Origin of the sequence: Porifericola rhodea, assembly GCF_030506305.1 — a bacterium.
Classification (GTDB): Bacteria; Bacteroidota; Bacteroidia; order Cytophagales; family Cyclobacteriaceae; genus Catalinimonas; species Catalinimonas rhodea.
In genome coordinates, this window is the sequence record NZ_CP119421.1 from 4,498,863 (window position 1) to 4,525,258 (window position 26,396).

Annotated in this window: 17 protein-coding genes; 8 read left to right on the forward strand and 9 right to left on the reverse strand. The window is 40.8% G+C overall.

Going from position 1 to position 26,396, the window contains the following annotated elements; translation table 11 throughout:
• Positions 1-89 precede the first annotated feature (89 nt).
• The 7 genes from PZB74_RS18430 to PZB74_RS18460 all read right to left on the reverse strand — a co-directional run bounded on the left by PZB74_RS18430 (position 90) and on the right by PZB74_RS18460 (position 11,661).
• Complete coding sequence (locus PZB74_RS18430; RefSeq protein ID WP_302238635.1) at positions 90-788, reverse strand: DUF3823 domain-containing protein; 699 nt, start codon at positions 786-788, stop codon at positions 90-92.
• A gap of 21 nt (positions 789-809) precedes the next feature.
• Positions 810-2,714, reverse strand: a complete 1,905-nt coding sequence (locus PZB74_RS18435) for a RagB/SusD family nutrient uptake outer membrane protein (protein WP_302238636.1) — start codon at positions 2,712-2,714, stop codon at positions 810-812.
• 18 nt (positions 2,715-2,732) lie between these two features.
• Positions 2,733-6,155, reverse strand: a complete 3,423-nt coding sequence (locus tag PZB74_RS18440) for a SusC/RagA family TonB-linked outer membrane protein (protein ID WP_302238637.1) — start codon at positions 6,153-6,155, stop codon at positions 2,733-2,735.
• 132 nt (positions 6,156-6,287) lie between these two features.
• The gene (locus PZB74_RS18445) at positions 6,288-7,271 is read right to left on the reverse strand and encodes a FecR family protein (RefSeq protein WP_302238638.1); all 984 of its coding nucleotides are present in this window, start codon (positions 7,269-7,271) and stop codon (positions 6,288-6,290) included.
• 106 nt (positions 7,272-7,377) lie between these two features.
• Positions 7,378-7,956: an RNA polymerase sigma-70 factor gene (locus tag PZB74_RS18450; RefSeq protein WP_302238639.1), complete on the reverse strand. Its 579-nt coding sequence runs from the start codon at positions 7,954-7,956 to the stop codon at positions 7,378-7,380.
• A 320-nt stretch (positions 7,957-8,276) separates the two neighbouring features.
• The gene (locus tag PZB74_RS18455) at positions 8,277-10,616 is read right to left on the reverse strand and encodes a DUF7133 domain-containing protein (RefSeq protein WP_302238640.1); all 2,340 of its coding nucleotides are present in this window, start codon (positions 10,614-10,616) and stop codon (positions 8,277-8,279) included.
• 187 nt (positions 10,617-10,803) lie between these two features.
• The gene (locus PZB74_RS18460) at positions 10,804-11,661 is read right to left on the reverse strand and encodes an AraC family transcriptional regulator (RefSeq protein WP_302238641.1); all 858 of its coding nucleotides are present in this window, start codon (positions 11,659-11,661) and stop codon (positions 10,804-10,806) included.
• A 134-nt stretch (positions 11,662-11,795) separates the two neighbouring features.
• Here PZB74_RS18460 and PZB74_RS18465 point away from each other — a divergent pair, with 134 nt between their 5' ends.
• From PZB74_RS18465 to PZB74_RS18485, 5 genes are all read left to right on the forward strand, one after another.
• Positions 11,796-12,677 carry a phytanoyl-CoA dioxygenase family protein gene (locus PZB74_RS18465; RefSeq protein WP_302238642.1) on the forward strand — a complete coding sequence of 294 codons (882 nt, stop codon included), beginning with the start codon at positions 11,796-11,798 and terminating at the stop codon, positions 12,675-12,677.
• A 236-nt stretch (positions 12,678-12,913) separates the two neighbouring features.
• Positions 12,914-16,132 (forward strand): DUF1553 domain-containing protein, encoded by a 3,219-nt coding sequence (locus PZB74_RS18470; protein ID WP_302238643.1) that lies wholly within the window; start codon positions 12,914-12,916, stop codon positions 16,130-16,132.
• A gap of 6 nt (positions 16,133-16,138) precedes the next feature.
• Positions 16,139-17,590 (forward strand): DUF1501 domain-containing protein, encoded by a 1,452-nt coding sequence (locus PZB74_RS18475; protein ID WP_302238644.1) that lies wholly within the window; start codon positions 16,139-16,141, stop codon positions 17,588-17,590.
• Between the two features lie 171 nt (positions 17,591-17,761).
• On the forward strand, positions 17,762-18,694 hold the full coding sequence (locus PZB74_RS18480; protein WP_302238645.1) for a hypothetical protein: 933 nt from the start codon (positions 17,762-17,764) through the stop codon (positions 18,692-18,694).
• Positions 18,695-18,848: 154 nt separating this feature from the next.
• Positions 18,849-20,150 carry a dihydrolipoamide acetyltransferase family protein gene (locus PZB74_RS18485; RefSeq protein WP_302238646.1) on the forward strand — a complete coding sequence of 434 codons (1,302 nt, stop codon included), beginning with the start codon at positions 18,849-18,851 and terminating at the stop codon, positions 20,148-20,150.
• Positions 20,151-20,226: 76 nt separating this feature from the next.
• Here the strand turns inward: PZB74_RS18485 and PZB74_RS18490 are convergent, their stop codons facing one another.
• Positions 20,227-20,736 carry a YfiR family protein gene (locus PZB74_RS18490; protein ID WP_302238647.1) on the reverse strand — a complete coding sequence of 170 codons (510 nt, stop codon included), beginning with the start codon at positions 20,734-20,736 and terminating at the stop codon, positions 20,227-20,229.
• A gap of 329 nt (positions 20,737-21,065) precedes the next feature.
• Here PZB74_RS18490 and PZB74_RS18495 point away from each other — a divergent pair, with 329 nt between their 5' ends.
• The 3 genes from PZB74_RS18495 (at position 21,066) to PZB74_RS18505 (ending at position 25,315) form a co-directional block, all read left to right on the forward strand.
• Complete coding sequence (locus tag PZB74_RS18495) at positions 21,066-21,353, forward strand: hypothetical protein (protein ID WP_302238648.1); 288 nt, start codon at positions 21,066-21,068, stop codon at positions 21,351-21,353.
• A 75-nt stretch (positions 21,354-21,428) separates the two neighbouring features.
• Positions 21,429-23,312: a 3-keto-alpha-glucoside-1,2-lyase-like domain-containing protein gene (locus tag PZB74_RS18500; RefSeq protein ID WP_302238649.1), complete on the forward strand. Its 1,884-nt coding sequence runs from the start codon at positions 21,429-21,431 to the stop codon at positions 23,310-23,312.
• A gap of 11 nt (positions 23,313-23,323) precedes the next feature.
• Positions 23,324-25,315 carry a plastocyanin/azurin family copper-binding protein gene (locus PZB74_RS18505; protein WP_302238650.1) on the forward strand — a complete coding sequence of 664 codons (1,992 nt, stop codon included), beginning with the start codon at positions 23,324-23,326 and terminating at the stop codon, positions 25,313-25,315.
• Positions 25,316-25,357: 42 nt separating this feature from the next.
• Here the strand turns inward: PZB74_RS18505 and PZB74_RS18510 are convergent, their stop codons facing one another.
• Positions 25,358-26,383 (reverse strand): aldo/keto reductase, encoded by a 1,026-nt coding sequence (locus PZB74_RS18510; protein WP_302238651.1) that lies wholly within the window; start codon positions 26,381-26,383, stop codon positions 25,358-25,360.
• Positions 26,384-26,396: the final 13 nt, after the last annotated feature.

The following is a 26,396-nucleotide window of genomic DNA, read 5'->3' on the forward strand; positions in this document are numbered from 1 at the left end:
AATATTTCAAAACATTTAAAACAGCCTATTACCTTCTGCCTTGTCTTAAGAAGATAACAAGCTTTTTCCATTAATTTGCAGTTCAGGTGCTAAAGTGTAAGTTTCTGAATATCAGAGAAAATCATATCGTCTACACCAATAAACTTAAGCCCTACCCGGGCAAACACATAGTCCTGCGTAGGTACCATTTCAGGTACTTCAAGCTGAAGAGCTACATTTTCCAGATTAGTGATGTTATCTCCTTCCAGCATGGCAGTGGCTATGTTCGTTTCAGGACTGGCAAAGCTGGTTTTACTCACATAAAGCGTGGCGTGTTCTATATTCCTTGCTAGGTTATTGGTTACAATTTGTTCCAGCGAGAAATTAGCACTCACTTTATTAGCAGTAGCTGCCATAGTGGTATTACGAATCAGCCAGTAAGGAATAACCTCTATATTCTGTTCGGTTTCTGCATTCACATGAATCAGCAGCGTATCGGCCTGATCAATATCTTCTCCCCATAAAAAAGGACCCTGTCCCCTGGGAACAACCATTTTGTAAGTACCATTGAACAGTAATTGAGAAAATGCACCCTCCGTTGTAAATGTGCTACTGATAGGGCCTGTTTTACCAAAACCGTCCTGGTAAAGTTCATAGCTTACTCTATCGTATTGAAGGCCTATGGCTTCTCCCTGGTAAAGTAGTTTTCCACTTAACAGAGCATTAGGGGGTTCGTAATTATCTTTTTCGCAGGCTCCTAACGCAAAGCCGAACACGATGAGCAGAAATATATATGCTATATTTTTCATAGATAAAGGCTTTAGAATGGATTATTGTAAAGGTTGTTTGACCAGTTTGGGATTACTACTTAAAGTTTCGTCGCTTATTTTTGAATAGTAATTTCCTAGCTGCCAGTTGTCTGCAGCAGTCACCTGATTAGATAGAAATTCTTTATAGATCCACTTATTATGATTCTCTGAGCCAGGATTATAAATTTTGTATGGCCAGAGTCCCCAGGGCATGGTGCTTCTTTTGTTTGCTTTGCCTATACCAGATTTCAGGTCATTAACATCCATAGTTACGCCATCAAAAATCTCATGGGCAATTCTAAATCGCTTGAGATCCATGAAGTACTGACCTTCAAAAGCAAACTCAACTCTTCTTTCGTGCACTATTCTATCAAAGCTGATGTCTGCTGCACTTAGAGGAATTGTAAATCCGGCACGGGCACGTACCTGATTCATGTATTCTGCTGCTTTAGCGGGCTGCCCCAACTCAAAAGCAGCTTCGGCGGCGATCAGTAAAATTTCCGCATAGCGATAGCGGATGTTCCAAACCTCACTACGAATGCCTCGTTGCCCGGAACCTGGTGCGGGGTCTACATACTTTCTAAGATAAAAGCCCATTTGCGCATTTTGTACGGCCCCGGCTACAGGACCATCAAAGCCAACCACCTGCTGCTCCACCGACTGACCAGGCAAAATTCTTTGATCTCCCCTATCTGTTCCGGTAATGATTGTTCCATCAGAAAGTTGATAGCCTGCCCAGATATCTACCGGACTAGATTTAAAGCTAGATCCCGGAAGTATAACCGTTCCCCCCAGCCGGGCATCTCTATTTGCAAAAATATCTTCCTGATTTTCATAGTAGATGGGCTCACCATTGCCATTTACAGTGGCCAGAGGCGCAAAAGTATTGTCCAGCAGTTCAAACTCCTGCACCAGATTGAGTGTAGGGTTGAGCGCGCCACCTTCTTCCTCTTCTGCACCAAATCTGGGCTGATTCGCTCCTGTAAAGTAGTGGGTTTTGTATTTTATCAGATAGTCTAAAGCCCAGATTACTTCCGGATTGGCATTTTTATCGTAGAAAATAGCCGCAAAATTTTCAGAGAGGTTAGAAGGGTTCTTCTGGTATAGTGCGTAGCTTCCGGCATTTCCGTTGATAATTTCAGTAGCGGCAGAGAGTGCCTTATTGTAATACTCTTCGGCTTTTGCCGAGCTTATACCTACTTCATTGCCACTTAATGACAAGGAGGGTGTGCGAGCATTATTGTATTTGGCAAGAGATGCCGCATAAAGCGCTGCTCTGGCTTTCATGGCTAAAGCTGCCCCTTTAGTAGCTCTGGCTTTGGTATCTGCATCAGCAGCTAATATACTGGCAAGTTCATCAGCTTCCTCTATAACAAAATCATAGGTTTCTGCTTCGGAAGAGCGAGGCACCTGTAAGTATGAAGGATCTCCGTTAAAATCATAGGTCTGAGACTCTAATATTATAGGTACGCCACCATAGAGTTGTACCAGTTCAAAGTAATAGGCTGCCCTAAGGAAGCGTGCTTCGGCGGCAAATCTTTCTTTAAGATCCTCTTTGATGCTGGCATCTTTGATTCGTTCCAGAAAAAGATTGAGCTCCCGAATATAGGTATAGTCCCAGGTAGACCAGAAATTATTGATACCTTCAAAAGGCCAGGTGCTATTGCTATGAAATTGATTGGCCAGATCCTGCGTTTGGGCATAAAAGGCTTCGTTGAAGTCGCCCATGCTTTGCCAATTATCTAAATTGTAAAGCGTAAACTGACGACTGTATAAATCTGCCAGTATGGATAATACTTGTGCAGGGTCACTAAAGGCCTGTTCGCTGGTTAGTACCTGTGTAGGAGGCCTTTCCAGAAAATCATCATCAGAGTTACAGGCTATGAGCGTAAAAAATATAGATATGAGTATACTTAACTTTTTCATAAGCTTCACTTTGAGTGTTTAGATGGTAAGGTTAATCCCAACATTAATAATCCTGTTCTGCGGATATTGCAGTCCATTAGTATCCCTGATTTCCGGGTCAATCGGGTAATCCAGATTGTCTATAGAAAAGAGATTGTAGCCATTCAGATAAATTCTGGCTTGTTGCAGCTTTATCTTTTTGATTAGAAAATCGGGCAAATTATACCCTAACTGTATGGTTCTGGCCCTGAAAGTAGTGATGTTGGTCATCCAGAAATCTGAGCGTTTATTTACCGAGCTAAGTCCACCCTGGTTAAATCTGTTGGGAGGAAATTTACCGGCTACCCATTCGCTATTAATATCAAAGGGATCTACTCGGTGCCAGGCGTCTCTTAAATGCTCAGCCATATTACCACCATTGGCTCTGAAGGCCCTGCTCAGTTCATTCTCTGCGGTATAAGAGTACATAGAAGCTATGGAAAAATCTATAGCAAAGTCAAAGCCTTTCCATTTAAGAAGGAAGTTTAACCCACCATTTACGATAGGCAAATTGGTACCATAACCAATGGGTCTTTCATCGTATCCATCAATTTTATTGTCGCCATTGAGGTCTTTATAGATCAGGTCTCCAGGAAGAAGTGTCTTATTTCCCTGCCCATCAATATTGACTGGGTAATTGTTGATTTCTTCCTGCGACTGAAACTGGCCAATGACCTGATAAGCCCAGGTAAGGTTCTGAAAACGATCTTCTCCGGAATAGCGATACCTGTCCCAGGAGTTGAAAAAGATTGGGTTATATGAAGATACAAACTTGCTTCGAGCATAGCCGAGATTTCCTCCTAAGTTGTATGAAAAGTTGCCTGCATTACCACTGTAAATCAATGAAATTTCTCCTCCAAACTGCTTGTCGCTATTTACATTTTCGTCTGGCAGGCTGTATCCCAGCTCCTGAGGTACCACAATATCTGATTTGCGACCTCTGAGTCCAGTTCTTTTGCGGTTAAAATAGTCAATACTACCGCTAAGCTTTCCATTGAAAAGGCTGAAGTCAGCCCCTACATCCAGAATTTTACTTTTGAACCAGGTAATATTAGTAATGGGCTGACCTTTATCTCTGGTACCTATGATAGGGTTACCATCCAGTATGCCTATGCCCTGATTGTAGTTGTAGCCAGGCAGATAATCATAGGGTCCAATGCCTACATTATCGTCTCCCAGAATACCGTATGAAGCTCTTAGCTTCAGATCACTTAGTACCGCATCTGAGCCGAGTAGAGACTGCATAAATTTTTCCTGGGTAATTCTCCAACCTATGGAAGCAGAAGGGAAATAACCCACCCTGTTTTCTGGAGCGAACTTCCATGAGGCATCTCTACGGCCGGAAACTTCTATATAATATTTATTAGCGAAGTTATAATTAATACGTGCGATATAGCCTATCCGCGCTTCTTCATAATCCCTATCATTATACGTATCGGTCGTATTAAAATAGATGAGCGGAAGCACATTGGTAGCAGGTACACTATGCACAAATACTTCACGATCGCGAGTTTCGTATCGTTCGGCTACCAATAGCCCGCCTACTTCATGCTCACCAAATATGTTAGAATAGTGCAGTCCTAATTGACCGTTGTTTTTTTCTATTTTTTGAGTAAGGCGTTCACGCCAGGGGTTAGTGCTCCCCCCTGTAACACGATACTCTTCAGGGCTATCTTCTGTTGCCGGATAGTAAGTATACGCTTCATAGGTATATTCGTGTCCATCTTTTACCCGGTCTTCAATACCATAAGAATACAAACCTCTGAGTTGTAAACCCTCTATAAAGGGTAAGTCCCATTCTCCGGTAAGGTTGGCTTGCAGATACTTACGGATATCACGTGAATAGCCACCCAGCTCAAAATTGTTGTAAGCCCAGTTTGTCTCATTATGCTTGATATCGTTGAGGTATTCTGGATTATCATTGGCATATGGTCTTTCCCATGGGGTATTTCTTAATATAGCGTAGCGGGGCAGCCAGTAATCATCACCGCCAGGAATACCCGGATTCTCAGTTTCTTCAATATAACCATTGATTCCCATACCCAGCTTTATTCCATCTGTCACTCTGGCTTCCAGATTACTTATCAGGTTGGTTCTGCCAAATGTAAATTCACGACCCAGTACCGATGACTGATCCAGCCGCGTACCAGCCACATAGTAATTGATTTTTTCTGAGCCACCAGTTACATTTAGATTTACCTGGCTAATGGGTGCGTTCTTCTGGATGATAAAATCTTTCCAGTTAAAACTCTGATAGCCCGGCTCTACTCCTTCTTTGTATTTTTGGAGATCTTCTCGCGTTAGGTTCGTTTCGCCAAACCCATTAATATCGGCCTGCACTTTCTCCCAGGCCCAATCGTAAGAGTTATTGGTTACATCCATAAATTTGTACCAGTTCTGGAAACCCTGGTAGGCATCCAGATTAATGGTACTCTGCTCTCCACGTTTCCCTTTTTTGGTAGTTACCAACACTACTCCGTTTGCAGCACGTACGCCATAGATAGCAGCTGAGCCATCTTTAAGTATAGTAATGCTTTCTATATCGTTAGGAGAAAGGTTGTTGAACTGACGGGAGTCCTGTTGTATTCCGTCAATTACGAAGAGCGGATCGCCCATATTTCTGATCTGCACCGTAGCGGCGGCTCCGGGTCTTCCATCCGGCATTCTAAATGAGACACCCGGTAGCTTACCTGCCAGGTTGGAGCTTACTGTTGCCCCTCCTCTTACTCTTTCTATATCCTGACTGCTTACTGTAGAAATAGCACCGGTTACCGACTCTTTCTTCTGCGTACCATACCCTACCACTATAACTTCACTTAATGACTGAATATCTGCCTGTAAGTTGACATTAATTTCGGTACGGCCATTAACGGCTATCATCTGATGGCGATAGCCTATGTAAGAGAACATTAGGGTATCTGAGCCCTGAGGTACAGATATTTTGTATCTACCCTCAATATCCGTAATGGTACCATTAGATGTATTCTTGACCAGCACATTTACACCGGGCAATACTTCCTGTGTTTCTTCGTCGAACACCTGGCCGGTAACATTGATAACCTGAACCTCTTCTATCCACGGAACTTTAGTGCCTTTTTCCGCGATAGTCACCGATATTGTACTGTTGATTCTTTTGAAGTTGAGCCGTGCTTTCTGGCTAACCTCTCTGAGAATACTACTGACACTGGCTTTTTGGTGATCCAGGGAAAACTTTACGGGAATAGCCCGCACATCGTCTCCATAGGCAAAAACGTATTCGGTCTTTTCTTCTATAGCTTTAAAAACCTCCTCTACCGAACTCCCCTCTAATCTAATGGAAATAAAGACATCATCAATTCCATCCTGCTCGTAATGTGAACCTTCAGCATATGTGAAAGCTCCAACAATACTCAGAAACAGGAAGGCACACAGGGTGTACCTCATATGTTTAGGTATGATATTCAGCATAATAGTTTAGGTTGTTGTATGAAGATTGCAATGGCACTAGCCTATAAGGCGCATCCATTTTACTTCAATCAAAAATTAAATTCAATCCAGATAATTAAGGGCAGTTCATCAGGATTGTACATGACATGAGCCTCCTCTAATTAAGAGGCTTCTTTCTTTCTGAAACTGATAGTCTATCCCCAGAATGTATTCCATACTATGAAGGACATTTACCAGGCTTTCATTTTTGTATTTTCCGCTGATTTTACATTTCAGCACATCTTCATTTTCTATACTGATGCTTACTCCATACCATCTTTCCAGTATAGGAACCGCCTCAGAAAGTGCCAGTCTATCAAAATGTAGCACTTTATCTCTCCATGCAAGATAAGGCTCCAGATCTACATTTTTCTTTTCAAGAGACTGATCAAAAATGGCTTGTTGCTGCGGTTCCAGAAAAACAGCATCGGTAAGTCCGTTGCTAGTAGAGCTAACTTTTACTTTTCCAGTAGCTACTGTTACCTGATCGGGCTCATTTTTATACGATTTTATATTAAAAGAAGTACCTAAAACCGTCGTTTCTATGTTTCCAGACTTAACTATAAATGGTTTTTTAGTATCTCTTTTCACTTCAAAAAAGGCCTCTCCTACCAGATGTACTTCACGAATATCTCCCTCAAAGTCTTCAGGAAAGCTTAGTTTACTGCCGGCATTCAAATGCACTTTACTTCCATCCATCAACTCAAAAGTAGCTCTCTGTCCATTTTTGGTAGTTTTTTCCACCCAAGCTAATGAAGTAGAAGTCATAAGTGGCTCCGGGCTTTTTTCAAAATAAGCCAGCAGGCCAATACCTAAGACAAATACTAAAAGAGCAGCAGTTTTTACCCATGCCGGATTTAATTGCAGGCGGATAGATTTCTTTTTTGTTTCGCTAATGCTATGGTCTACTTCATAATATATGTCGTTTTGAAGTTCAACGATTTCATGTGGCTGCATCTCTAGTTCATCATCCTGAAACGAATCATAGAATTGATGCAACAATTTTATCTCTTGTTCATTACAATTACCTTTGAGGTACTTGTCTAAAAGCTTCTCAAGCTCATGCTTTTTCATGCACAACGAATTTACAATACTGCCCTTTTGTAAGTATGTAACCTGAGAGGCAAGAATCCCCTATGCCGTAAATAAATATTTTTGAAAAAACGAGAGGCCCGTAAAATCAGGCAAATAAGAGAAATGTGAGTATGGTTACTACTTCTTTAAATGCCAGCCGCAGATGTTTAATTGCTTTGGTAATCTGGTTCTCTACAGTTTTAGGAGAAATGCCCATGCGTGTGGCGATTTCTTTAACGCTAAGGTTTTCGTTTCGGCTTAGGTGAAATACTTCACGACAACGCTCCGGTAAGGTAGTCAGGCTTTGTTCATAGAGCTCCTGCAACTGATTAAAATTGACGGCCTCTTCCGTCTGATTGATGATCTGTACATGTTGCATACGATCCAAATGAAACTGTGCTACCCTCCCATCTCTTAGGTATCTGAACGCATAATTACGTGCCATACCATACAGATAAGACGTTAGGTTATCTATCTGGTTAGAATGACGTTTCTGCCAGAGGCTGGTAAAAATTTCCTGTGTGATATCTTTACTGAGCTCTTTGTCTTTGAGTATTTTGTAGGTGGAGTAAAATACTTTAGACCAGTGACGGCGATAAATTTCATTAAATGCGGCACGCTTATCCCGGCTAAGTAGGATACACAAATCTTTGTCGTTCCATTCCGGCAAGCTATTGTCACTCATGAAAAGAAAGGAGTTACTTTTATAAATTTCTGAATTTTATCGCTTATGAGCGATCCAATTTAGAGATTTGAAAAATATATCAAAAACATTTTGTCATGTTTAACTTAAAATGCGTAGCCTCATTCTTATTAAACCTTAGGAAAACACATATCAGGGATGTTACTACTACTAACTTTTCTATCTGACTTAGCGGACTATTATACGGGTAATAATTTTTATTGAAAGTGAATCAACGGAGGCTTTGCCTCCGATACTATTAGGCAAAATTTAAGATAAGCTCGTCTATTCAGAAAAATCTGATGACAAGCTTGATACATAAATTACTTAAAATCACTTTCCTGAAAAGGGGCTTCGCGGCTAATTGTTTTTTCCCTGAGTTCTTTAACGGTTCCTGCATCTATAGGCTCTGCATCATTAGTCCAGGCATTTCTGACATAACTGAGTACCGCAGCCAGCTTTTGATCATCAAACTCAGGATTGGATTTAAGGCCAGGCATAATAGGCTGTATTTCAGGCTCTTTGTACACCTTACCTTTTACCGTAACAGGCCCCTGTAAACCATGCAAAGCCACTAGAATAAGTCTGTCTTCTGGACCAGTTACCCACTCAGAACCATCTAAAGGAGGCGCAATGGGTGTTAAACCTTGTCCATTTTCCTGATGGCAGCCGGAGCAGGTGTGTGCATAGAGAGACTTTCCTAATACAAACTGTTCTTTTTCGGCTTTGCTAAACTCCTTGCCTGCCATTTGCTGACTAACTTCTGCATTTGTAATGGCCTGAGTCAGATCTTTTAGGATAGCCTCCTGATCAGTATATTCTTCTGAAATCATGGCCTGCAGTTCTTTCTCTTTACCATGTATACTACTTAATACTGCTTCTCTGATTAAAACTTCCTCGCCGTAAGTAAGCGCTATCTTTTTTAAGAGATTCAATACCTTCTTAGTATCTGTTTCCAGATATGCGCCCAGGCTCATAGCCAGCTGTAGCTGAACCTGTAGATCCTCAGAAGCACTAAGTTTTTCGTACAATGTTAAAGTTTTGCTATGATCAGCTTTATCTACATTCTGCTCCGTAATTTGTATAGCAGCTGACAATACTTTGGGGTCTGCCGTGCTTTCTGCCAAGCTTATAAGGTCTGCGGCAGTATAACCTAAGCCTTCTATAGTCCATAGGGCATGAAGTTTAGTCTTTTGCTCTCCTTCTTTTACCAGATCTTTAAGCTGAGGTATCAGGCTCTGGTCATTGCTTTCCACTAATCTTCTTTGTGCTTCGTCTCGCCACCAGCCATTAGGGTGCTCCAGTAAAGCCAATAAATCTTCCTGATCGGCACCGTCCAGGCTCTCAGGGGTTTCATCCATCAAATAGTCCCACAGTTCTTCGTACCAACTCTTTTCATAAACGATACGATATATTCTACCCAAACCAACAGGCTTTTCTAAGCCCCGCGATCGTATCTGATCTTTAAGGTAATCAGTAAGATAAGTTTTATGCTGAATGATGCCTCTATACATATCAACAACATATAAGTGACCGTCTGGACCATTGTACATGTTTACCGGACGAAAACGTTCATCGGTAGATGCTAAAAACTCTCGACCTTCATAAGCCTGCTCAGCCTTAAGATAGAGTCCATCTTCCTGTAAAATATTCCTTTTGATCAGGTTACCTGAGGGCTCTGGAACAAAGGCATTACCATAATAAGCTTCGGGAAAAGCATTTCCACGATAGATAACCGGTCCGCTGGCAGCAGTAAATCTGGCGAGTCTACCTTCTTTGTCCAGCATTTCCTCTTTGTAGCCACGGTTAATACCTCTATTTGGGCGAATAGGATAAACCCTCTGATCGTCAGCAATTTCAACATTAATGCTATATTCAGGATTAAAGTTTGGGTTTCTGCTCATCATATTAGAAGGCACCAGATCTCCCCTCAGTTGGTTAGAATTGGTATTGAAGAACAGCCTCCCGTAATCATCCTGACTGATACCCCACTGACCTCTAAACTCAGTTTCTTCCTTAGTCCAGCTTTTATCTTTGCTATTGTAGCGGTATCTGGCTCTTGATTTTGCGTTGTAATACCAATTGTTCATGGCTCTCATCATTCCGTTAGGCTGATGTTCCACATTACCTCCCACAGCATATACCGAATCAATCAGCGTTTTTTTGCCTGCCTTATCGTTATTGTTTTCTACAAACCATAGATTGGGTGGCTCAGCGTATACAATACCATTATCTACTAAGCTTATTACTCTTGGTAAAACAATCTTGTCCAGAAAAACTTTGGACTCATCCATTTTGCCATCCCCATCTTTATCTTCTAAAATGACTATTCTACCGTTGGCTTCATCCTCTCCGTGCCCTTCTATATCTGGCATATAGCTTTGCATCTCTGCTACCCAGATGCGGCCTTTGGCATCAAAAGCCATTGCCACCGGATCGTTAATTAGAGGTTCACTGGCGACCAGTTCCAGACGAAAACCCTCTTCTAACTCAAAAGTGTGCAAGGCTTCTTCTGCACTTAGTACCGGAGCTTCGTTAAACAACACAGAATCCGCTACAGCTTTGACTTCTTTGTTTTTTGAGGGGTTCCAGATGAAAGAGTAAAAAAGGATGGATATACTGGCAATCAGAAAAATTAGGACAAGTACTCTTTTAGTATTCATGCGAAGTATGAGGTTCTATATTTATAGCTTAGTTGTTGTATTAGGTTTTTGCATACCAACCCCTAATATAATATCAATGAGGGTTTAACTTCAAGAATAGTATTAAGCATTTGTAGAATAATCGTTAGTATTTAGCCAATATTGTTCTACTGTCTTTTCTTTTTAATAATTCAAACTGTTGAATGATTTAAGCCAACTCTTTTCTATAGAATTTTCGGTAGCGAGAAGGTGAGTGGTTTGTAAATTTTTGGAACTGCCTGTAAAAGAAAGGTAAACTCTCGTAGCCGCATTCATATGCCACCTGGCTAATAGACAAATCCGAATCTACCAACAGCTCGCAAGCTTTATTGATTCTGTATTCATTTAGAAATACAAAAAATGGTTTCTTCAGTGTTTTTTTACAGAAACGGCAAAATGCTTCTTCACTCATTGCTATATGCTCAGCCATATCGCTAAGGTTTATTTTAGACTGATAGTATGCTGTTACGTATGCATAGATATCGTTTACTCGCTGACTGGCTCTATGGTTAAGCTGGTAGGCATAACTACTTTCAGAAAGGACTTTGTACTCAGACTGAGCCATTATATTAAGTATTTGGAGCAGAATTAAGTATCGTTCAAATTCATTCTCTGAAAGCATTTGCTCCATCAAAGGCTGTATTTTTTGTACAGCTTTTTCGCTCAGGTGAAGCCCATGAGAGGATAGTTCAAGTAAATGATGAATATGGTGTAGTTCTTTTTTGTATAGTATAGTATTGCCAATATGTTCCTTGTCAAATTGTATCACGATGGATTTGGCATTCCCTTCGTACACGCCACTATTTTGCCAGCAATGAGGCAGGTTGCTCCCTATTAGTACTAAATCTCCGGACAAAAAACGCTGTACACTATCGCCTACATATCGCATACCCTGACTGTTGAGAATTAGCGTAAGCTCGTATTCCGGATGATAATGCCAGGGCGCATCAAATGCAGCTAATTCATATTTAAATATGCTGAAAGAGCTGGCAGAGCTGGCCGATACTTTTTCAAACTGTGCCTTCATATTATCTATATTAACAATGATAATACTCTTAATTAATATATTAAGTCAATATAGGGTATAAAATTGATAATTCTGGTAAAGAAGTAATGCCAGTGCTATGCTACTTTTGCATTAACACTAAAACTTATAAAGCTATGTTTACCATTAAAGACTACTCAAAAGATCATCAGGTAGTATCTGATCTGTTTAAGCAACCTCAGTCTGCTGAAGACTGGGATCAATACCGACTTAGCAGTGAACAGCTAGCATTTTTTCATGAAAATGGATATCTCTCAAATATCAAGCTTCTGGAAGACTGGCAGGTAGATCAGCTAAATCAAGAGTTGGCAGAAATTGCTGATCCTGGACACCCGGCCAATAAACTTTTTTACGAATTTCATTCCAACGAGTCAAGTGATCCGGATGCGGTATTGTTTCACTCTCTGGGCCATTGGAGAATAACCCCTGGCTTCCATGATATTCTGTGGAACCCTGCTTTTGTTATGGCGGCCAGCCAATTGTTAGGCGATCAGGCGGTTCGCTTCTGGCACGATCAGCTTTTTTGTAAACCCGCTAAACATGGTGGCGTAGTAGCCTGGCATCAGGATTATTCGTACTGGACTCGCACCCAGCCTATGCAACACCTTACTTGCTGGACCGGACTAGATGACGCCAGTACTGAAAACGGATGTCTTTATTATGTACCCGGTAGCCATAAATGGGGCCTACTGGACAAGCCTGAGCTTGCTGGAGATATGGAAGGTTTGATGGACTACCTTACTGAAGAACAAAAGGCAGAGTTTAAACCAGTACCCATTGAAATGAAAAAAGGTTATGGCACTTTTCACCACCCTCTAATGGTACATGGGTCTTATGCTAACAAATCTGAGCGTTCTCGCAGAGCTTTTGTACTAAATGTTTTTGCTGATGGTACACGCTCGGCAACTGATGAAGCTTTATTGGATGGCGTGCCCGCGATAAAAAATGGAGAACGTATGGAGGGCCAGTTTTTTCCTCTCCTGTATCAACCCTCTTAATTTGCCATTCTGATTTACCATAGCTTTTCACTTAGTTGAAAAGCTATTTTTTTATAACATATTCTTACTAAAACGCATAGCTTACTTGCTAATATCAAATGTATTTGCTTATTTCAGCAAACTAAAACGATTTAGTTAGTATAGTATTTTGGGTAAGACAAAGCTTTGTTCTCTTAATACTCCTACTAAATGCTTATATTCAAGTAGAATTTGTTGATTAACAATTAACCTAAAACATGTTCAAGAATTTGAATACAGTATCTACTGTGCTTAGAGGCAATATTAAGCTATTCTTAAGCTTATGTTTGTTTGTAATGGCAGCTTGTGGTTATGAAAAACCTGATGATCTAGCCCAGGCTGAAGCTCAATTGCCTAAAGAGATAGACTACAATCTACATGTAAAGCCCATACTTTCTGATAAATGTTTTTTTTGCCACGGTCCTGATAAAGCGAATCAAAAAGCCGACCTGGAACTTGCTACTGCCGAAGGTGCCTATGCCGCACTCAAAGATAAATCTGACGTATTTGCAATAGTACCGGGAAAGCCAGGAAAGAGTGAAGTGTACCACCGTATTATCAGTGAGGATCCGGAAACAATTATGCCCCCTCCAGAATCTAACCTGAGTCTAACCGCCTATGAAAAAGCAGTACTCACAAAGTGGATAGAGAACGGAGCGGAATATAAACCACACTGGGCCTTTATTAAACCTGAAAAGCGTGAACCTCCGCAGGTTAAAGATAAAAACTGGCCTAAAAATGATATAGACAGATTTGTACTGGCCAAACTGGAACAAAACAACTATTCGCCCTCCGAAGAGGCTGACAAAGAAACCTTGCTACGCCGTTTAAGTCTGGACTTAACTGGCCTACCTCCCACTCTTGAAGAAATTGACGCCTTTATTAAAGATAAATCAGAGAATGCTTATGAGAAAGCAGTAGATCGTTTAATGGCCTCGCCTCATTATGGCGAAATGATGGCAACTGAGTGGATGGATGCCTCACGATACGCTGATACTCACGGCTATTCTGTAGATCGCTACCGCCCTATGTGGCCGTGGCGCGACTGGGTGATAGAAGCCTATAACAATAATATGCCTTATGATCAATTTGCTACCTGGCAATTGGCAGGTGACCTTTTTCCAGAACCTAGCCGTGAACAGAAATTAGCAACAGCTTACAATAGGAACCATGCCCAAAACATGGAAGGGGGAATTGTAAACGAAGAGTTTAGAGTAGAATACGTAGCTGACAGAACCAATACACTGGGTACCAATTTTTTAGGCCTAACTGTAGAGTGTGCTCGCTGCCACGATCATAAATACGATCCTATCTCCCAGGAAGACTACTTTAAACTGTATGGCTTTTTTAATAATGTAGATGAAGCCGGGCAAATCTCATGGGATGATGCCATGCCAGTACCTACGATGCTGCTAACAGATGAAGAAGAGGATAGCCTGCTCGCATTTATTAATCATAAGATTGAAGATACCGAGCATCAATTAGAAAGTATTAAAACAAAGCATAAAAAAGATTTTGAAGCTACTCTTGCCAGTAATGAATTACAGCCTAAAGCGTATCTAAGACAAGGCCTGGAAGCTCATTTTACTTTTGACCAAGTGCAGAATGATGCTTTCTCCAGTACAGTATCCGGAACACATAAAGGTAAAATTGCTGAACCTCAATTGCTAGATTCTCAATTTGGAAAAGCCTTAAAACTGAACGGTGACGATGCATTAGAGCTTGATGGTGTAGGCATATATGGTAGGGCTAATCCATTTACAATAGCCCTTTGGGTTCATATTCCTGAAAAGCTTGAAGAAGGTGTCATATTCCATAAGAGTGTGGGAGCTATAATCTACAACTTCAGAGGTTACCATCTGGCTTTAAGAGAAAACAAGTTTGAATTACTAATGGCCCATACATGGCCTTATAACAACATCATCAAAATATCTGAGCACAGTGCTCCCAAAAATGAATGGGTACATCTGGCTATGAGTTATGATGGTAGCAGCAAAGCTGAAGGACTAAAGCTTTTTGTTAATGGTGAAGAGCAACCTCTAGTTACAGAAAAAGATAATTTGTATAAAGACATTCTTTTTAGTGGCATGGACAAACAGCCATCTCTCCAAATAGGAGCACGTTGGCGTGGCAAAGGATTTAAACAAGGTCTAGTAGACGAGCTGAGGGTGTATTCCAGGGCGCTTAGCAGCCCTGAGATTGCTTATCTGGCAGAGGCTGCTACTTTAAACTCTGAGGCTTCAATTGCATCCAGTAAAGAAGGGTATTTTGATTTCTACCTTAACCACAAGGTACCTGAATATCAGTACCTACTAGAAAAATTAGAAAAAGAGCGACTCCAGAAGAGTGAGCTGGTTGAGCAAATTGATGAGCTAATGGTAATGGATGAGTTGAAAGAAAAACGTCCAACCTATATACTGGAACGAGGTGCTTACGATGCTCATGGTAAAGAGGTAGAACCTGGTACCCCCGAACATATTCTTGCTTTTCCGGATAGTTTGGAAAGAAACAGAATGGGACTTGCTCAGTGGCTGTTCCACCCTGATCATCCGCTTACTTCAAGGGTAATTGTAAATCGCCTCTGGAAACACTATTTCGGTAAAGGTCTGGTCACTACGGCAGCTGATTTTGGCAATCAGGGTAACTTACCTACTCACCCTATGCTGTTAGATTGGTTAGCGGTAGAACTTCAGGAGTCAGGCTGGGACCTTAAAGCCATGCAGAAGAAAATTGTAATGTCAGCGAGCTATCGTCAGTCTTCTTTCACCTCTAAAGAATTACAGGAAAAAGATCCTGACAACCTTCTGCTCGCTCGTGGCCCGGCTTTCCGCATGACAGCTGAAATGTTGCGCGATCATGCCCTGGCTTCTAGTGGACTTTTGGTAAAAACCATTGGTGGACCTAGTGTAAAACCTTATCAGCCAGAAGGGCTTTGGGCATTTAATGGTGCTACTTACGAACAGGATAAAGGTGAAAACTTATATAGACGCAGCCTTTATACTTTTTGGAAAAGAACCGTCCCTCCTCCATCTATGGGTACTTTTGATGCTCCTACGCGTAGCTATTGCGTTGTAGAAAGACAGCAAACCAGCACACCGCTACAAGCGCTGGTGCTATTAAACGATCCTCAGTTTATTGAAGCCAGCCGCCATATAGCTCAACGAGCCATTAATCAAGCTGATAAAGAAGAAGACAGAATTAATTTTGCCTTTCGCCTGCTAACTGGCCGAAATACAAAACCGCAAGAAATGAAAGTGCTTCAGCAGCTTTTGGCAAACGAAAAAAGTAAGTTCTCTGAAAGTTCAGAAAAAGCTGAAGGTTGGCTAACCAGTGGAGAAAGCATTACTACAAAAGAAGTGGATGAGCCTTTATTGGCAGGCTACACTGTTCTGGCTAGTGCCATTATGAATTCCGACGCATTTATCACCAGACGATAAATTACTATGACTAAACAAAAAGATTTAATCAATATTACAAATACTCTCAACCGTAGAACTTTTCTTTCAAAATCTGCAATGGGCCTTGGCGCAGCTGCATTAGGTTCTATGTTTAACCCTGCTAAAGCATTTACTAGTCAAGGTGGTGGAGGTGTTCTAAACCAGCCTCACTTTGCTCCCAAGGCAAAACGAGTTATCTATCTTTTTCAGAGTGGAGGCCCCTCTCAGCTAGAAACATTTGACTATAAGCCACAATTGGAAAAAATGCATGGAGAAGAACTTCCTGACTCCGTACGTAAAGGGCAACGCCTGACTGGTATGAGTGCAGGACAATCTTCTTTGCCATTGGCAGGCTCTACCTACTCTTTTCAGCAGTATGGTAAAAGTGGCGCCTGGGTGAGCGAACTTCTGCCATACACCAGTCAGATAGTAGATGAACTGTGTTTCATAAAAACCATGCATACGGATGCAATTAACCATGACCCAGCTATTACTTTTTTTCAGACTGGCTCACAACAGGCCGGCCGGCCTAGTATTGGTTCGTGGCTAAACTATGGGCTAGGCTCTGATAACGAAAACCTTCCAGCATTTATCGTTCTGGTATCAAAAAATGGTGGCGGACAACCCCTTTATGCCCGTTTGTGGGGAAATGGTTTTTTACCATCCAGACATCAGGGTGTGCAGTTCCGCTCAGGAAAAGATCCTGTACTTTATTTGAATGACCCTAATGGCTACCATAGCAATGACCGCCGTAGTATGCTCAACTACCTGAAAGAACTTAACCAGGCTCAGCTTAGTATTTATGGCGATCCGGAAATACAAAACCGAATTGCTCAGTATGAAATGGCATTTAGAATGCAGACTTCGGTTCCAGAAGTAACAGACATGTCTGATGAGCCAGATTGGGTTTTTGATATGTACGGAGAAGATGCTCGCGACCCAGGCACCTATGCTGCCAACTGCTTAATGGCTCGCCGACTGATAGAAAGAGATGTCAAGTTTGTTCAGTTATACCATCAGGGCTGGGACCAACATGGCAATTTACCTTCAGGCATCAAAAACCAATGTAAAAATACGGATCAGGCTTCCGCGGCCTTAGTTAAAGACCTCAAACAGCGGGGACTGCTGGAAGATACGCTGGTTGTCTGGGGGGGTGAGTTTGGACGTACCAATTACTCTCAGGGTAAGCTTACTAAAGAAAACTATGGTAGAGACCACCATCCGCGCTGCTTTACTATGTGGATGGCCGGTGCTGGTGTTAAAAAAGGGTTTACCTATGGTGAAACCGATGATTTTGGGTATAACATTGTAAAAGATCCGGTACACGTGCACGATTTTCAGGCTACTTTACTACACCTTTTAGGAATAGATCACGAAAAACTAACTTATAAACATCAGGGTCGTCGTTATCGCTTAACCGATGTTCATGGTCATGTAGTAAAGCCTATCCTTGTGTAAAGTTGGGCTACACTAAATTCATAAGTTGTCATAGGTTCTCTGTTTATTTTGCTTATCACATATTATTTTATACAAATTGACCAATCTCGATTGCTATTTTGATATGATAAGTCATAGTTTAAATACAAATGCTATTTTTAGGTAGCTTAAAAATGAACAACTAAACAACTTATGAAACTACTACTCTTAATTTTTTGCCTAATTTCAAGTGCTTTCGCTATTGTCTTTCATAATGAAAATGAACCATTTGATGAAAAAGGTATTAAGGTTGTCAGTCTTAAAAAAGGCAAAACCAAACATTTCATCAGTCTTAGAAATGCATTTGTAGAACGTAATCCTGGTTATGATTTAGATTATGTGCATCAATCCAAAAAAATAAAAGCTACTAACCAGTATCGCCTTGCCTTTATTCAGGAAGGTGAAGGGAAATTAGCGATTGGAGACCAAAGTTCTGACTTTTCAGTTGGAGATATCATCTATCTTGATAAAGGAGAAACGCTAAAGAGCGAGCAGAATCTTAGTGCACTCATCTTTATTGTACCAGATGCATTACCAGAAGAGGTTCCTGCGTTTATTCGTCCAGATTGGGACCCAAACATTACAGATATACCAGGAGGCTGTGCTACCGAACGTAATGCCTACCGTAGAATATTGCTTACCTGGGAAGATAAAGTAGGCACTTATCTTTATCACGCACTAAATGCACACCGGGTTCGTATTATGGACTCCTTCACTCATTATCATCCGGTAGAGGGTGGTTTTGACGAATTTTACCTTGTACAGATGGTATTACCTGAAGCTAGACTAATTACTTCCAATCAGGTAGATTTGATAGAACAACCTGAAACCATCGGCCAGGACCAAGCCCAAAACCTGCTGGATTCTACTCCTTTAGAAGTTGGAGATCTCGTTTACATACCCCGTGGAGTTGCGCATAGAGGCTTAGGTGGTGTGCTAACTCAGGTTATTACGGTACCAGGCTTTATACCAGGTTCAGAAATAGGTATAGACCATCACCTACATGCGATAAGAGAAAAATTTTCTTTGAGCGAAGATCAACTACCACTCAATCTGGAAGCCTCAACTAAGGCAGTTATCAAATAAATGAATAAGTTATAATTACTCATCATGGTTTATAAACATATCTAATTATTGAGTTGGGTGATATAGGGAGCCTTTTTTACACATAAAATCTTATATTCGCTCCTTGAAATAACTTAAGCATAAGAATATTAACCCAACTCAAAAAAGATACGATATGGCGACATTTGAAATGGTGATGCCCCGTATGGGAGAAAGCATTATGGAGGGTACCATACTAAAATGGTTAAAAGAAGAAGGGGATTATATTGAACAGGACGAGTCTGTACTGGAAGTTGCTACTGACAAGGTAGATACTGAAGTACCAGCTACTCATAGTGGTAAACTCAAAAAAATATTAATACAGGAAGGTGAAATTGCTGAAGTAGGTAAAGCTATCGCAATTATTGAAAACGAACAGGAGACTAGTACAGATAACAATAGCTCTACTCCTACCGATACCTCACCTTCATCTAACGATATTAACGCTAATCAATCCAAAACAATATCAGCAGAAGAATCCGCAGCTTCAGTACAGGCTACTAAACCTGAAAGCGAGCGATTTTATTCTCCATTGGTTAAAAATATAGCTAAAGAAGAAGGGATTAGCTTAGAAGAGCTAGAGCAGATAGAAGGAAGTGGTAAGGAAGGCAGAGTTACTAAAAAAGATATTCTTCAATACATTAAATCGGGCAGAAAGCCTGTAGTTAGTGCATCTACGTCTACCTTATCTTCATCTAAAACGCCATCTGTTCAAGTAACTGCTAACCAGAATGATGAAATAATTGAAATGGACAGGATGCGTAAGATGATTTCTACGCGCATGCTGGAGTCTAAAGAAATTTCTGCACATGTTACTTCCTTCGTAGAAGCTGATGTTACCAATATTGTCAACTGGAGAAATCAACATAAGAATAAAGTTAAAGAGAGAGAGGGTGAAGCTCTTACGTTTACTCCTATTTTTATAGAAGCTATTGCTCAGGCTATTAAAGAATTTCCGATGATAAATGTATCAGTTGATGGTGATAAAATCATCAAAAGAAAGAATATTAATATCGGAATGGCAGTGGCGCTTAATAACGGAAACTTAATTGTACCAGTTATTAAAAATGCCGATCAACTTAGTTTACTCGGCCTGACAAAAAAGGTAAATGATCTGGCTATTAGAGCGAGAGATAGTAAACTAAGTGCGGATGAGCTTTCGGAAGGTACTTATACCGTTTCTAATATAGGATCATTCGGTAACGTTATGGGTACTCCTATAATAATGCAACCACAGGTAGCAATATTGGCTTTGGGAGCTATTACCAAGAAAGTAAGTGTCATAGAAACACCCGCTGGTGATACTATTGGCATAAGACACAAAATGTATTTATCCCATTCGTATGACCACCGGGTGGTAGATGGAGCCTTAGGTGGAATGTTTGTTAAAAAAGTAGCTGATATATTAGAATCTTTTGATATCAAGCGCACTATTTAACTATTAGAAAGGCCTCAGCAATGATGCAAAGCAACTCGCCGAGGCCTTAGCTCAAACCACAAAGTAAAAAACTACATCAATAAGTCTTTTTAGCTAAACCAGCTAGTGAGCTTGAGACTTTTAAACCTGCGCTTTCGGCAGATCTACTATTAAGCTCAAAGCCTATTTTAGAGTCATCAGTAATAATGAAATTGATATGTGAGCCATTCGCGGCCATATTATCATGTTCTGTTACCAGCAGCGTACCCTTGTTACCAAGCATCGCTGTTAGTTCACTAGCGTCAACTTTTTCGTACTTTGTCACAAAAACCACATCACTCTGGCCTACTTCCTTAATAGAAGCGCATTTTTTAACGACCAGATTTCGGTTTTTAATGGTTTTCTTCTTTTCCATAATTCCCAGCATTTCGCGATATGCTGAGTTGTTACCCACTACGCTTATTACAAAGTCTTGTCCGGCTTTTTCGGCTGGCCACTCAATGTATTTACTGAAATTATAGATAAAGATAGGGTGATACTTATACTCCTGAGCATAGCTTAAGGACACCGTAGCCAAGAGAAAGCAGAGAAGCAATAATTTTTTCATGTAAATTAATTTTAGTTTGAATTAGCTTTTTCCTTGTAGTTATGCTACAAATATGCCATCTCATATTAGAATAGTAAAACTAAATACTTGAAAAACATTACTCTCATGCAATTTTAGACTTCCATACTAATAATGGGCTTTTTTAGGCATTGTCACCAAGAATCATTAGTAAATTACAACTAGACACATCTCAAAAAAATCATATTTTTAAGGTCAGTCATATTATCTTACACACAAAAGAATAAAAGATTAGTGAAGAGAGGTGAAATTAATTGGTGTAGAATGTAGTTATACATCTACCATAGCAAAATCCTTCAAGTAAAAGTGTTATGCTAATTGATATTGGGCTTGTATTTCTGGCATTTTTATTTTCCATACCTGCAATTACCGCTTACTTTGCTCACAGTCATGGTAGGTCATTCTGGCTTTGGTTTGCTATAGGTTGCATCTTACCTATCATCAGCAACTTCATAATAGCTTACCTGTGTCGCAAAGAAGCTATTAAAGCTCAACGTAGAAAAACAGATGTTCTTAGCAGATATGAAGATGAGTGGATGAAAAATTATGTCAGCAATTTTGTTAAGACCGAAAATTCAGACGAAAAAAAGCTAACCTAACTTGCTTTAGCAGTTCTTCATTGTAATTTTAGTGGTTTAAGTATAACTTAACTCTCTAATTACTAATATTTTACAATGAATCAACAACCTATACCTTCAAGATTGCTATGCCTGCTGGCAGCGCTACTCTTGTATGCATGCTCAGGACAACTTAGTCCCAGTGAATCTACTGAAAGAAGCGTTCCTTTCCAGATTATCCCTTTAAGTAATTTATCATCCTTTAAAGCATCTGAGGCTAAGAATTGGTCTGTCGCATCTAATGTCTACGCAGACCTTGTCCAAAAGCATCATTTAGAAACTACTGAAGGCACTGGGGTACTTGTGAACCAGCCAGATGATACTAACAAAAGTGAGCTTGCCACAGAATTTGAACACGGAGATATAGAGCTAGAATTAGATTTTTTACTTCCTAAAGGTTCAAATTCTGGTCTTTATCTTCAGGGCAGGTATGAGCTTCAGCTTATTGATAGTTGGGGTAAACAACAAGTGAGCTCAGGAGATTGTGGAGGGATCTATCAAAGATGGAATGCCAAAACCAATTCTGGATTTGAAGGTATTGCTCCACTTGTAAACGCATGCAAAGCACCCGGTTTATGGCAAAATCTAAAAATCCGATTCCAGTCTCCAAAATTTGATAAAAATGGTAAAAAAACTGCTAACGCCAGGTTTCTGGAAGTAATATTAAACGATGCCATTATCCACCAGAATGTAGAGGTGAGTGGACCAACAGCAGGTGCTTTTTTTGAAAATGAATCCTCTTTAGGCCCATTAGTCATACAGGGAGACCATGGCCCTATAGCTTTTAGAAACATTCAGTATAAGCCTTATGCTCAGGAAAGAATAGCACTGGCAGATTTAAGCTATCAGTTTTACGAAGGTAAGTTTGAAAATTTTGACACACTCGCTTCCCTTACACCTACAAAAGCTGAAAATACAGATTCTCTTACCTTTATTGCTGCAGGTGATTATAACGACTTTGCTATACACTTTGATGGTAAAATGATTATCCCTAAATCTGGCACCTATTTTTTTGATGCCCGTGCGTATGGACCGGTTCGCCTTTCAATAGACGGTAGAGTAATCTCTACAAATGACAACAGTCAGCATATGAGCGACAGTGGCATCGGGCAAATAGAGCTTAAAGAAGGTGAATATCCGTTCTCCTTAACATTTTTGAAAAATGAAAGGCCCTGGAGAAAAGGCATGAGTTTATATTATGAGGGACCTCAAATACCTAAAACTGCTTTACATGCTGCTTCTTCAGTGCCCCTTCCTCCTGCTCCGGAGCCTATTCTGGTCTCTGCAGAAAGTGAAGTTCAGCTTCAAAGAGGATTCTGGATTCATCAAAACAAAAAAAGAACTCATACCGTGGCAGTAGGAATGCCTGAAAATATCAACTATGTACTAGAGCTTAGCAACGGAGCCTTATTGTCAGGCTGGAGAGGTCAGTTTTTAGATGCTACGGATATGTGGCATCAAAGGGGTGAGTCTCAGTTAATGAGACCCATGGGCAGTCCTGTTGAGTTTGTGGCTAAACCAAGTATTGCCAGTCTCTCTTCTTCGTCTGCACACTGGCCTGATACTCTTGAGAAAGAAAACTCTCCTTTTTTATACAAAGGCTATACACTACTAACCGATGGTACACCACAGTATCATTATCTTTATGAAAATTCAAAAGTTGAGGATCAAATTGTATCCAATGCATCAGGTAGAGGCTTAAATCGCTCATTAAAGTTTACACTTTCGTCTTCTCAAAAGCCTTTCTATTGTCTATTAGCTGAAGGTAGTAAAATAGAAAAGCTGAAAGACGGTAGCTTTGCCATCAACGATAAGGATTATTACCTGAAGTTAGAGGCTAGTGCCGAAAATGATGCTATTCTACGAAATGAAGACAATCAGCAACAACTCTTACTACCTGTCAACTCATCCAAAACTATTGAATACAGCCTAATCTGGTAAATGCGAATCTTATGAAAAGCAAAATATTCTTAATCTTACTGCTACTGTATACGCCTCTCCTTACGGTTTATGCGCAATCCGATATAGCTGATAAAGAAAGTGAGTACTATAAAATCAGTACTATTCCTATACCTGAGGATGTAGTTCTGGAAGTTGGAGGCCTCGCTCTAATGCCAGATAAGCAGTTGGCAGTAGCTACCAGAAGAGGAGAAATCTGGTTAGTCAACGACCCGTATATGAAAAACAGCAGCCAGCCCAAATTTTCAAGATATGCGTATGGCCTGCACGAACCATTAGGCCTAGCCTATCGTAATGGCTCACTTTATACGACCCAAAGGGCTGAGCTCACAAAAATCACTGATACTAATAATGACAATAAAGGCGATCAGTTTGAGACCATTTACTCCTGGCCTTTGTCTGGTAACTACCATGAATATTCTTATGGTCCATTGTTTACGCCTGAAGGCGATATGCTGGTGACCTTAAATCTCGCCTGGGTAGGCTATGGTGCCAGCTTAGCCAAATGGAGAGGTTGGTTAATTAAAATTTCTGAGGATGGAAAGGTAGAGCCGATTGCAACCGGATTGCGTTCTCCGGCTGGTTTTGGGTTTGACAAAGAAGGTGAAATATTTTATGCGGAAAACCAGGGCGACTGGATTGGTTCTGGGCGTATTACTCATCTTGAAAAGGGAGACTTCGCAGGTAATCCGGCTGGTTTGAGGTGGACTACAGAGGAAAACTCTCCATTAAAACTTAAAGCAGAACATATCCCTGATTCGGTAGGTCTAATGCATGAATTTGCAAAAAGTGTATCAAGCCTTAAAGTACCCACTGTATGGTTTCCGCATACTATCATGGGAATATCTACCTCGGCTATACTTACTGATACTACTGGTGGAAAATTTGGTCCATTTGAAGGGCAAATGTTAGTAGGTGATCAAGGCCATAGCAAAATAATGCGTGTGTATCTGGAAAAAGTAAATGGCGAATATCAGGGTGCCTGCTTCCCCTTTAGAGAAGGCTTTTCTTCAGGAATATTACGTATGGCTTATGGTAGCGATGGCTCTCTTTTTGTTGGTATGACCAGCCGTGGCTGGGCTTCTACAGGCAAAGAAATGTACGGACTTCAGCGCCTCTCCTGGACTGGCAAAACTCCTTTTGAGATTAAAACCATGAAAGCTATGAGCAATGGATTTGAACTGGAGTTTACCCAAGCAATTGACCGTACGACAGCAGAGGCTCTTGCTTCCTACTCCATGACCAGCTTCAACTATAGCTATCACCGCAAGTACGGTAGCCCCATAATTCAACAACAGGAATGCCCCATTGCCTCAGCAGAAGTAAGCGACGATGGAAAGACAGTAAGGCTGTACGTAGATGGATTACGAGAAGGTTATATCCACCAGCTCAAAGCAGAAGGCATACGTTCCAAAAATGGTCAGCCTCTATTGCATTCTGTAGGTTATTATACTTTAAACAATATTCCTGAAGGTGATCGTAGTGTGCCCACGTTGGCTGATCACCAGATGCATAAAGATACCAAAAAGCAGGTCAATAGCTGTGGTTGGGATGAAAGCAAGCGTATTACCGAAATGCCCTCAGACTGGAAGAGTGGAGCTGATATAGTTATCAACATAGGAACATCGCCCGGGCTTAAATTTAGTGTAACTGACTTTGAAGTGCCTGCTGGCGCAAAGGTACAGCTTACATTTACCAATAATGATGACATGTTGCATAACCTGGTAGTTACTAAACCCGGCACTGTGGAAGAGGTAAGTGATGCTTCTATGCAAATGGGACTGGAAGGTAGCCAGAGAGCTTATATACCCAAATCTGATAATATACTTTATCACACCTGTATACTTCAACCAGAAACTAGTGAAAGCATTTATTTTACTGCCCCTAAAGAAGGCGAGTACACTTATGTTTGTACTTTCCCGGGCCACTCTAAAGTGATGAGAGGCGTTATGAAAGTAACTCCTTCAAATACTGCTTCCCGCTAAAGAATAAAGCCCTTTCCAAATTGGAAAGGGCTTATAATTCATTTATCTATAGCTTTTTCTATCTGCTCCCTGTCGTTCTAACATCCAGCCCGGATACTCCGCCGGCAATTGACTTAACTCATCTAATTGATTCAGTTCTTCTTCTGTAAATTGTATATCTACTGCCTTTAGATTGTCATCTAATTGATCAGTATTTTTGGCTCCAATGATGACTGAAGTCACGACCTCTTGATGCAGCAGCCAGGCAAGCGCTAGTCTGGCTACCGAACAATTTCTCTGCTCTGCCATTGGCACCAACGCATCTACAATATCAAATGCTCTCTCTTTATTAACTGGAGGAAAATCAAAATTTACTCGCCGTGAATTTTCAGGATCCTGCTGATCTTTTCTATACTTTCCACTGAGCAGGCCTCCGGCTAAAGGGCTCCATACCATTAGCCCAACTTTCTGATCTTCTAACAATGGTACCAGTTCACGCTCCAGGACTCTGCCAGCAATGGTATAATAGGCTTGTAAGGATTCAAACCTTGATAGCCCCTTATGCTGCGCATAACTTAGACTTTTCATAAGTTGCCAGGCTGCCAGATTACTACAACCTACATATCTGACCTTACCGCTTTTTACAAGATCATCTAAAGCTCGGATGGTTTCTTCTAAAGGAGTAAGCGGGTCGTAACCGTGAATTTGGTACAAATCAATGTAATCTGTGCCTAACCTTTTCAGACTTTTTTCCACCTGATGAATGATGTGTGCACGACTTAACCCTACCTGATTTGGCCCCTCTCCCATTCTACCTCTCACTTTTGTGGCCAAAACTATTTCGTCTCTTTTTAGCTTGAGGTCTTTAATAGCTTGCCCGGTAATCTCTTCTGATTGCCCTTCTGAGTAAACATTTGCAGTATCTATAAAATTAATACCAGACTCCACAGACCTGGCAAGGATGTCATTTGCAACATCTTGTCCGGATTTACCAATAGCTTCCCAAAAGCCTTTACCCCCAAATGTCATAGTGCCCAGACACAGCTCAGAAACAAGCAGGCCTGTATTTCCTAAAATGTTGTACTTCATGATCACGTGTGTT

What these genes read in the sequence shown, in the direction of transcription:
- PZB74_RS18430 (WP_302238635.1), bottom strand. Translation starts at nt 788, where the DNA reads ATGAAAAATATAGCATATATATTTCTGCTCATCGTGTTCGGCTTTGCG.
- PZB74_RS18435 (WP_302238636.1), bottom strand. Translation starts at nt 2,714, where the DNA reads ATGAAAAAGTTAAGTATACTCATATCTATATTTTTTACGCTCATAGCC.
- PZB74_RS18440 (WP_302238637.1), bottom strand. Translation starts at nt 6,155, where the DNA reads ATGAGGTACACCCTGTGTGCCTTCCTGTTTCTGAGTATTGTTGGAGCT.
- PZB74_RS18445 (WP_302238638.1), bottom strand. Translation starts at nt 7,271, where the DNA reads ATGAAAAAGCATGAGCTTGAGAAGCTTTTAGACAAGTACCTCAAAGGT.
- PZB74_RS18450 (WP_302238639.1), bottom strand. Translation starts at nt 7,956, where the DNA reads ATGAGTGACAATAGCTTGCCGGAATGGAACGACAAAGATTTGTGTATC.
- PZB74_RS18455 (WP_302238640.1), bottom strand. Translation starts at nt 10,616, where the DNA reads ATGAATACTAAAAGAGTACTTGTCCTAATTTTTCTGATTGCCAGTATA.
- PZB74_RS18460 (WP_302238641.1), bottom strand. Translation starts at nt 11,661, where the DNA reads ATGAAGGCACAGTTTGAAAAAGTATCGGCCAGCTCTGCCAGCTCTTTC.
- PZB74_RS18465 (WP_302238642.1), top strand. Translation starts at nt 11,796, where the DNA reads ATGTTTACCATTAAAGACTACTCAAAAGATCATCAGGTAGTATCTGAT.
- PZB74_RS18470 (WP_302238643.1), top strand. Translation starts at nt 12,914, where the DNA reads ATGTTCAAGAATTTGAATACAGTATCTACTGTGCTTAGAGGCAATATT.
- PZB74_RS18475 (WP_302238644.1), top strand. Translation starts at nt 16,139, where the DNA reads ATGACTAAACAAAAAGATTTAATCAATATTACAAATACTCTCAACCGT.
- PZB74_RS18480 (WP_302238645.1), top strand. Translation starts at nt 17,762, where the DNA reads ATGAAACTACTACTCTTAATTTTTTGCCTAATTTCAAGTGCTTTCGCT.
- PZB74_RS18485 (WP_302238646.1), top strand. Translation starts at nt 18,849, where the DNA reads ATGGCGACATTTGAAATGGTGATGCCCCGTATGGGAGAAAGCATTATG.
- PZB74_RS18490 (WP_302238647.1), bottom strand. Translation starts at nt 20,736, where the DNA reads ATGAAAAAATTATTGCTTCTCTGCTTTCTCTTGGCTACGGTGTCCTTA.
- PZB74_RS18495 (WP_302238648.1), top strand. Translation starts at nt 21,066, where the DNA reads ATGCTAATTGATATTGGGCTTGTATTTCTGGCATTTTTATTTTCCATA.
- PZB74_RS18500 (WP_302238649.1), top strand. Translation starts at nt 21,429, where the DNA reads ATGAATCAACAACCTATACCTTCAAGATTGCTATGCCTGCTGGCAGCG.
- PZB74_RS18505 (WP_302238650.1), top strand. Translation starts at nt 23,324, where the DNA reads ATGAAAAGCAAAATATTCTTAATCTTACTGCTACTGTATACGCCTCTC.
- PZB74_RS18510 (WP_302238651.1), bottom strand. Translation starts at nt 26,383, where the DNA reads ATGAAGTACAACATTTTAGGAAATACAGGCCTGCTTGTTTCTGAGCTG.